Genomic DNA, 7,659 nt, shown 5'->3' with positions numbered 1-7,659 from the left:
CTTTGAATATCGCCGCTGGCCCCGCTGGACACGCTGTCCTCGCCCCATTTGATGATTTCGGCGGCCTTTCCGGCCATTCCCATGGCCAGCCGCTGTTTCATCTGGTCCTTGTGCCACGAGTTGCGGTCCATTTCGGGCAGGCTCATCACCATGCCAAGCGCACCGCCGCGCGGAATGATCGTGGCCTTGTAGACCGGGTCGCATTTCGGCAGGCTGATGCCGACAATCGCGTGACCAGCCTCATGGTAGGCGGTCATTTCCTTGTCTTCATCGGTCAGCACCATCGACCGGCGTTCCGCGCCCATCATCACCTTGTCCTTGGCGCTTTCAAAGTCGATCATCGTCACGAACCTACGCCCGGTGCGGGCGGCAAGCAGCGCCGCTTCGTTCACCAGGTTCATCAGGTCGGCGCCCGAAAAGCCGGGGCTGCCGCGCGCAATCGTGCGCAAATCGACATCCGGGCCTAGCGGCACCTTGCGGGCATGCACATTCAGAATCTTCTCGCGACCCTTGATGTCGGGGTTCGGCACATGGATCGTGCGGTCAAACCGCCCGGGCCGCAGCAATGCGGGGTCCAGCACGTCCTTGCGGTTGGTGGCCGCGACGATGATCACGCCCTCATTCGCCTCAAAGCCGTCCATTTCCACCAGCAACTGGTTCAGCGTCTGCTCACGCTCATCATTGCCACCGCCCATGCCGACGCCACGTGCGCGGCCGACGGCGTCAATCTCGTCGATGAACACGATGCAGGGCGCATTCTTCTTGGCCTGTTCGAACATATCGCGCACGCGGCTTGCGCCAACGCCGACGAACATCTCCACAAAGTCGGAACCCGAAATCGTAAAGAACGGCACCCCTGCCTCGCCGGCAATTGCCCGCGCCAGCAATGTCTTGCCGGTGCCCGGAGGGCCTACCAGCAGTGCGCCCTTTGGAATCTTGCCACCCAGACGGCTGAACTTCTGCGGGTTGCGCAGGAATTCAACGATCTCTTCCAGCTCTTCCTTGGCCTCGTCAATCCCTGCGACGTCATCAAACGTCACCCGGCCCTGCTTTTCGGTCAGCAGTTTGGCACGCGATTTGCCAAAGCCCATCGCCCCGCCACGCCCGCCGCCCTGCATCCGGTTCATGAAGAAGAACCAGATACCGATCAGCACCAGGAACGGAAGCCACAGCGACAGCAGCGACATGATGCCGGACTGCTGCTGCTCTTCGGCTTGCACGCCAACGCCCTTGGCGATCAGACGGTCGGTCAGAACTTCGCCATCAGGCTTGATCGCGACATAGGTGTTGCCATCCTTGCCCTTGATGATCACCCGCTCGCCATCCAGCGTGACGCTGGCCACCTGGCCCGCATCCACCCGTTCGATGAAATCCGAATAGGTCAGCGAGCGCGAAGACATCGTCGCCTGCCCACCGGAAAACAGCTGGAACAGCGCCATGATCAGCACCAGAAGCACGACCCAGAATGCGATATTTCGTGCGTTGCCCACGAAGCCTCTCCCAAATGATCCGCATCCCCGGCTGGGGTGCGGTCTTGGTCTCTAAGATAGACATTCGCAGCGAGGGTTCAATGCGATAGTCCGAAAAGGTGAATGGGTGCGGCGATCCGCGCCGACCAGCCGTTTGGACAGCCCGCCAACGGAGCCGCAATCAGGGTTTCACCGCGCCAGATTGCTGGGGTCACCGCCAGTACCTCGCGCGGCAGGCCGCTTTTGCGCCAGTCCGGGCATTGGCGCAGCCCGGCCACCCCGAGGGCGCGCACTTCAAGATCGGAGGTGACGGGGCCTTCGACAACCCAGCGCCCGTCCCAAAGCTGATCCGGGGTCGCTACAACCGCAGACACAGCCTTTGCTTCGCGCAAGAAGCGCGGACCCGTGCCAAGCCGGCATCCCCAAAGGGTCGCCTGCGCGCCCCTGGCGATTGCTGCGTCCACCCGGGCCACGGCATCGCCGCGCGGTGGATAATCGGCCCCCGATACCCACAGAATTGCCGCCACGATCAGCCGCCGCCGCACTTCATCGGGCAGCGCCAGAAATGCCGCCCGGTCCAGAACCAGCGATCCCGCTTCTTCCCGCAGCGCCTGATCGGCTGCCACGGCCATTTGTGCCTCCAGCGCCGCTTGAGCTTGGGAAAGGTGTGTGGCCACCGATGCCAGCCCTTCCGTGGTGATCCCCAAGGGGGTCAGCGCCCGTAACACCGCCCGCGCGCGCACCCTTGTGAATCGGTCATTGTCGTTGGTCGGATCATCGATCCAGCCGATACCCGCAGCACGCAGCCAGTCTCGCAGCTCCTCACGCCCGGCCTTCAGCAACGGGCGGATGAACCGCACCCCACCCTCGGTCCAACTGCGGCGCATCCCTGACAGACCGTCGATCCCTGCCGCGCGTGCCAGCCCCATCAGCAGCGTTTCCGCCTGATCATCGCGGGTATGGCCAAGCGCCACCACGCCGATCCCGCGCCTCCGCGCCCAATCGGCGATCAGCGCCATCCGCGCACGCCGCGCCTGATCCATCAGATTTCCGCTGACGGCCCCATGGTCCCAGACCCGCACCATATGTGGCACCGCGAGCGCCCTGCAGTCTGCGGCGACCGCAGCCGCCTCGGCAGCGCTGTCTGGGCGCAGGCGGTGATCGACGGTGACCGCTTCCACCCGTACTCCGGCGTGTCGCAGCACATGCAAAAGGGCGACGGAATCCCCGCCGCCCGAAAGCGCCACACCGACAATCTGGTCCGCAGGAACAGTCGCCCTGATCAGCCCGACAAGCCGGGCATCGCCATGGTCTACTGGCACCCCAGTCCCTGCATCGCGACCCCCGCTTGCGTCGCTGCAATGCTGCCTGCATAGCGCGTGCCAACCTCGGCCAACGTCACGCACGCTTCCGGCGTCTGGCCCAAAGCCCCCAGCGCCTCGCCCAGTTTCAACAGCGCGTCAGGTGCAAACGGCCCATCCGGGTTGCCCGAAAACGCCTCCAGATACGCCCGCGCCGCGTTCGAGGTTTCGCCAAGCGACGTCAGCGCCTCTCCACGCAGGTAATGCGCCTCCTGGGTCAACGGCCCACCGGGATAGGACTGGACAAACGTCGCGAGCATCGCCTCGGCTCCGCGATAGTCGGCGCTGGCAAAGGTTTCCTTGGCGCGGTCAAAATCCGCCTGCTCGCCGACCGCCAGTTCCGCCCCGCCAGTGCCCGTATCCGATCCGATGACGGCAACCGGATCGGCAACCACTGGGGCTGCCCCGGCATCCCCACCCAGAACCGAGGTTTCCCCCAGCGTGGCCGGATCGCAGCCTTCGGTCGCCTCGCACAGCCGGTATTCCAGATCGCCCAGCCGGTTGGTACCATCCGAAACCACCCGGTTCAGCTTCAGCTCAACCTCCTCAGTGCGCGAGGTCAGGCGCGCAAGCTCCGCCTCGATCGTGTCCATGCGTTGCAACGCATCGCCGCCCGCAGCGCCACTGGCGGCCGCCCCCGAAGAGACAAGCTCAGCCTTCAGCGCGTTGAACTCGGCCGCAAGCGCAGCCAGTTCGGTGCGGATATCAGCCAGCGTCTGCGCCCGGTCCTGCGCGAAAGCGCCGACCGGAAGCAGCATCACAATCACGATCAGGCGAAGCATCCGCATCGCGTCAGACCCCTGCGCCAGCCGACAACACCGTCACGGCGCGGCGGTTCTTGGAATAGCATTCCTCGGTCGAACACACTTCGATCGGGCGTTCCTTGCCGTAGGAGACCGTGCGCATCCGGTTTGCGGGCACGCCCTGGCTGATCAGGAAGTTCTGCACCGCCGCCGCGCGCCGCGCACCCAGCGCCAGGTTGTATTCCCGCGTGCCTTGTTCGTCGGCATGGCCTTCGATGATCGCGGCATAGCCCGCATTGGTCATCAGCCATTGCGCCTGACCCGCAAGGACGGTGCGGGCTTCTGGGGTCAGGGTCGACTGATCCACCTGAAACAGCACCCGGTCGCCGACCGACTGGTTGAAATAGGCAATTGACGCCGGGTTGTTCGGGTCACCCAGACCGGTCGTGTCGATCCCGGTACCGCCAACGCCACCGGGTCCATCCACCCCGCCCTGCCCATAGCGATCAGGACTCTTGCAGGCTGCAAGGCCAAGGGCCGCCACCAGAAGTACGACTTTAGGTGCAAACATCATGGATTTCTTCCTTCTTATTGGCTCGATTGCGTGGACTCTAACAGTTTTCCGCCGCCGTGGGAATCGGCTGCGGGTCACGTTTCAGGGTAAAAGTGGTGACCAGGCAGGGTCTGATGCCGGGCCTTCCGTCGGGATCTGCTTCAGGTTGCGCCCTGTGATGTCCACCGACCACAACGAAGACTGCCCGCCCGCGCCGCTGGTTTCGCGGGTGAACATCAGCACCCGGCCATTCGGAGCCCAGGTCGGGCCCTCGTCCAGGAAAGACGCGGTCAGCAAACGCTCTTCGCTGCCGTCAGACCGCATCACACCGATATGGAACCGCCCGGCGTTCTGTTTGGTGAACGCAATCAGGTCGCCACGCGGGCTCCAGACCGGGGTGCCGTAGCGGCCCTGCCCGTTCGAAATCCGCTGCCCCTCGCCGCCGCTTGCTGGCATCACATAGACCTGCGGCGTGCCGGAGCGGTCACTTTCGAAGACGATCTGGCTGCCATCCGGGCTAAAGCTTGGCGCGGTCTCGATAGACGGCGCGTTGGTCAGCTGGGTCAGCCCGCCAGAGCCGACATTCAGCGCATAGATGTCGGTGTTGCCACCGCGTTCAAGGCTGAACACCACCGTGCCGCCATCCGGGCTGAACCGGGGTGCGAAAGTCATCGTGCCCGGCTGTTCATCCAGCGACCGCCGCTCAAGGCTGCCCACATCCATCAGCGTTATCCGCGGAAAACCGCTCTCATAGCTGGTGTACAGGATCCGGTCCCCCGTCGGCGAAAACCGTGGCGCCAGCACAATCGTCGCGCTGTCGGTCAGGTAGGCCACGTTTGCCCCGTCGTAATCCATCACGGCCAACCGCTTCAGACGTTCGTTCTTGGGGCCGGACTCGGACACGAACACCACCCGGCTGTCGAAATAACCGCCCTCGCCGGTGATCTTGGCATAGACCACATCCGCCACCTTGTGCGCCATCCGCCGCCAGCCTTGCGTGGTGCCGGCAAACTGCAGTGCCGCCCCTTCCAGCGTGGTGCCGTTGAACACATCATAGGCGCGGAACTTCACCGTGATCCGGTCACCCGAGACGGAAACCGCCCCTGTCACCAGCACCTGAGAATTGATCGCCTTCCAGTCTTCAAACGCCACCGGGCTGTCGAAACTGGTGATCCGGCTGATATGCGCATCCTCCGGGATCGCCCGGAAGAACCCGGTGCCCTCAAGGTCCGACTGTACCACCCGGCTGATCTCGCGCGCGTAGTCTCCCGCACCGCCTTCGTCGATAAACGCGGTGATCGCTATTGGCATCGGTTCAATCACGCCCGGACCGATCACGATACGCGGCGGCGCGTTCTGTGCGATCACCGGAGCAACGCCGCTCAGCGAAAGGCCCAACGCCACGGCCATCAGGGTTTGGAAAACTGTTCTCATCGGCCTCGTGCTCCGTTTCTTATGTTTTTGCCCGTGCGGGGCGCGGGGAGTAAGGGGGAACGCTTGCATGAAACAACCCCCCGAGGGTTTCGGTTCCGACATCATCTGAGCGCCATCCCCTTCGCATCGAATACCAGATCAAGCACCTGCCACGTCTCGTACTTGCCCTCTGGCAGCGGAAGTCCGCCGTCGCTATAGGCCCGCGTGACAGCCCGTTTCGCGGTCTGGAAAAGATTGCTGATCGCCGCTTCGGTCGGGCCATCGGACTCGATCAGTTCAAAGTTCGTAGGCTTGCCATCCGGCGAGAAACTGACGCGAATGACCACCTTTGTGCGCAGCGCATCCGAAGACGACGCACCAAGGTTCCACTTGCGTGCAATGGCACTTGAGATGTCACCCATCTCCCCACCCGACAGCGGCGGGCCCTGCGGCAAGTCGGCACTTGCGGGCTCGGCGCTGGTTTCCTCGGCGGTCGCTTCGGCCAGCGCTGCGGCGATTGCATTTTCGTTCGCGGTGTCCTGAACCGGCTCTTCGACGGGGGCTTCATCCGGCGTGGGCTCGGCGCTCGCCACCTGTTCCTCGGCAGGCGGCTCTGGCGGCAGTTCTTCGGTCGGCGGCACGGGCCGGACCTTAGGGCGCGGCGAGGTGGTCATGCCCGTCGCTTCTGTCTGATCCTGATTGGCTTCGGTCAGCAGGACGTCGCCCGTGTCTTCGGCCACCGTCTCTTCGGTTGGGGGCTGTTCCACCACGGGTGCATCCGCCGGCTGATCACTTACCGCTGGGGTCGGGGTGTCGGCGGTCTCGGCCTCGTCTGGCACCTCAACCGGGTCAGGGGCGACGATGTCTGCAGCTTTCGGTGCCGGTTGCTCTTCGGTCGAAGTGGACGGCAGCGGCTGCTCTTCCGCCGCGGTCGGCAGGTCAGATTCTGGCTGTGGCTGTGGCTCTGGCAACGGTTCAGGTTCTGGCAACGGTTCGGGTTCCGGTAACGGTTCCGGTTCTGGAATGACTTCCGGCTCCGGCTCCGGTTCAACCACCGGTTCCGGTTCCGGTTGCACCACCTCAGGCTTCGGCTGCGGCTTCGGCGTCGATGCCTGCATCGCGTCGAATTCCTTGCTGGTCATCATCGATACTTGCGTGACGATCACCTCTTGCGCCGGGCTCGCCTGAAACAGCCAATCCCCCAGCACGACCCAAAGCAGCAGCGCCGCGTGCCCGATGCCGGAAAAGAGCGTGCCCCTGTCCACGTTCGGGTCCATGACGCCTCAGCCGCCGCCACCGAAGGCAGGCCCTTCGGCGTCGGTAACCAGCCCGATCTCGTTGAACCCACCGGCGTTCAAAGCGCCCATGACCTGCGCCACCCGCTCATACGGGATCGCGCCGTCAGCGCGCAGGAACACTTTTTTCGACGTCCGCTCTGCCGCAATTGCCTGCAGTTTCGGGATCATCTCGCCGTCGGCCACTTCGGTGTTCTGGATCATCAGCAGCCCATCCGCAGTCATGGTGATGGTCAGCGGCTCCTCCTGCTCGGTCGGCAGTGCACTGGCGGCGGTATTCGGCATGTTGACCGGCACGCCCACGGTCAGCATCGGTGCGGCCACCATGAAGATGATCAGCAACACCAGCATCACGTCCACGAAAGGCGTCACGTTGATCTCGCTCATCGCAGCCGCCTTGCCGCGCCTGCGTCCCCGCCGCCCGCCTCCGCCACCCTTGATGACACCCGCGCCCACGGCTCAGGCGTCCAGCTGGCGTGACAGGATCGTCGCGAACTCGTCAGCAAAGCTCTCGTAGCCACCAAGGATGCGCTCGCTGTCGGAATTCAGCTTGTTGTAGAACACCACTGCCGGGATTGCCGCGATCAGGCCGACGCCCGTGGCCAGCAGCGCCTCGGCAATACCGGGGGCCACGACAGCAAGGTTGGTGTTCTGGCTGATCGCGATCTGCTCGAAACTATGCTTGATGCCCCAAACCGTGCCGAACAGCCCGATGAACGGCGCGGTCGACCCGGTCGTCGCAAGAAACGCCAACCCGTTGTTCAGCCGCTCGCTCTCGCGGTTGATCGCCACATCCATCGCCCGGTCGATCCGCGCCTGCGCGCC

8 protein-coding genes are annotated in these 7,659 nt (G+C 64.2%); all 8 read right to left on the bottom strand.

The features are described 5' to 3' along the window. On the bottom strand, positions 1–1,490 hold a 1,490-nt coding region (gene ftsH / locus RMO18_RS19710), incomplete at its 3' end, for an ATP-dependent zinc metalloprotease FtsH (protein WP_309668224.1). A gap of 77 nt (positions 1,491–1,567) precedes the next feature. Further along, positions 1,568–2,791, bottom strand: a complete 1,224-nt coding sequence (gene tilS, locus RMO18_RS19705) for a tRNA lysidine(34) synthetase TilS (protein WP_309668223.1) — start codon at positions 2,789–2,791, stop codon at positions 1,568–1,570. Then, complete coding sequence (gene ybgF / locus RMO18_RS19700) at positions 2,782–3,618, bottom strand: tol-pal system protein YbgF (protein ID WP_309668222.1); 837 nt, start codon at positions 3,616–3,618, stop codon at positions 2,782–2,784. The genes tilS and ybgF overlap by 10 nt, the downstream gene beginning before the upstream one ends. Before the next feature lie 4 nt (positions 3,619–3,622). Further along, positions 3,623–4,147 carry a peptidoglycan-associated lipoprotein Pal gene (pal, locus tag RMO18_RS19695; protein WP_309668221.1) on the bottom strand — a complete coding sequence of 175 codons (525 nt, stop codon included), beginning with the start codon at positions 4,145–4,147 and terminating at the stop codon, positions 3,623–3,625. Positions 4,148–4,228: 81 nt separating this feature from the next. After that, a complete protein-coding gene (gene tolB, locus RMO18_RS19690) occupies positions 4,229–5,560 on the bottom strand; it encodes a Tol-Pal system beta propeller repeat protein TolB (protein ID WP_309668220.1) in 1,332 nt (443 codons plus the stop codon). A gap of 101 nt (positions 5,561–5,661) precedes the next feature. Continuing rightward, on the bottom strand, positions 5,662–6,816 hold the full coding sequence (locus tag RMO18_RS19685; RefSeq protein WP_309668219.1) for a cell envelope biogenesis protein TolA: 1,155 nt from the start codon (positions 6,814–6,816) through the stop codon (positions 5,662–5,664). Between the two features lie 6 nt (positions 6,817–6,822). Beyond that, complete coding sequence (gene tolR / locus RMO18_RS19680; RefSeq protein WP_309668218.1) at positions 6,823–7,290, bottom strand: protein TolR; 468 nt, start codon at positions 7,288–7,290, stop codon at positions 6,823–6,825. A 3-nt stretch (positions 7,291–7,293) separates the two neighbouring features. Further along, positions 7,294–7,659 (bottom strand): MotA/TolQ/ExbB proton channel family protein (locus RMO18_RS19675; RefSeq protein WP_309668217.1); only part of this gene is annotated, 366 nt, incomplete at its 5' end.

Origin of the sequence: Tabrizicola sp. (genome assembly GCF_031377265.1) — a bacterium.
Lineage (GTDB): Bacteria > Pseudomonadota > Alphaproteobacteria > Rhodobacterales > Rhodobacteraceae > JAUYQR01.
Note: the sequence above shows the minus strand (reverse complement) of the source record. Positions and strands in the feature narration are given on the sequence as shown.

Excerpts from the sequence above, each read along its gene's own strand:
- ybgF (WP_309668222.1), bottom strand. The coding sequence starts at position 3,618 with ATGCGGATGCTTCGCCTGATCGTGATTGTGATGCTGCTTCCGGTCGGC.
- pal (WP_309668221.1), bottom strand. The coding sequence starts at position 4,147 with ATGATGTTTGCACCTAAAGTCGTACTTCTGGTGGCGGCCCTTGGCCTT.
- tolB (WP_309668220.1), bottom strand. The coding sequence starts at position 5,560 with ATGAGAACAGTTTTCCAAACCCTGATGGCCGTGGCGTTGGGCCTTTCG.
- RMO18_RS19685 (WP_309668219.1), bottom strand. The coding sequence starts at position 6,816 with ATGGACCCGAACGTGGACAGGGGCACGCTCTTTTCCGGCATCGGGCAC.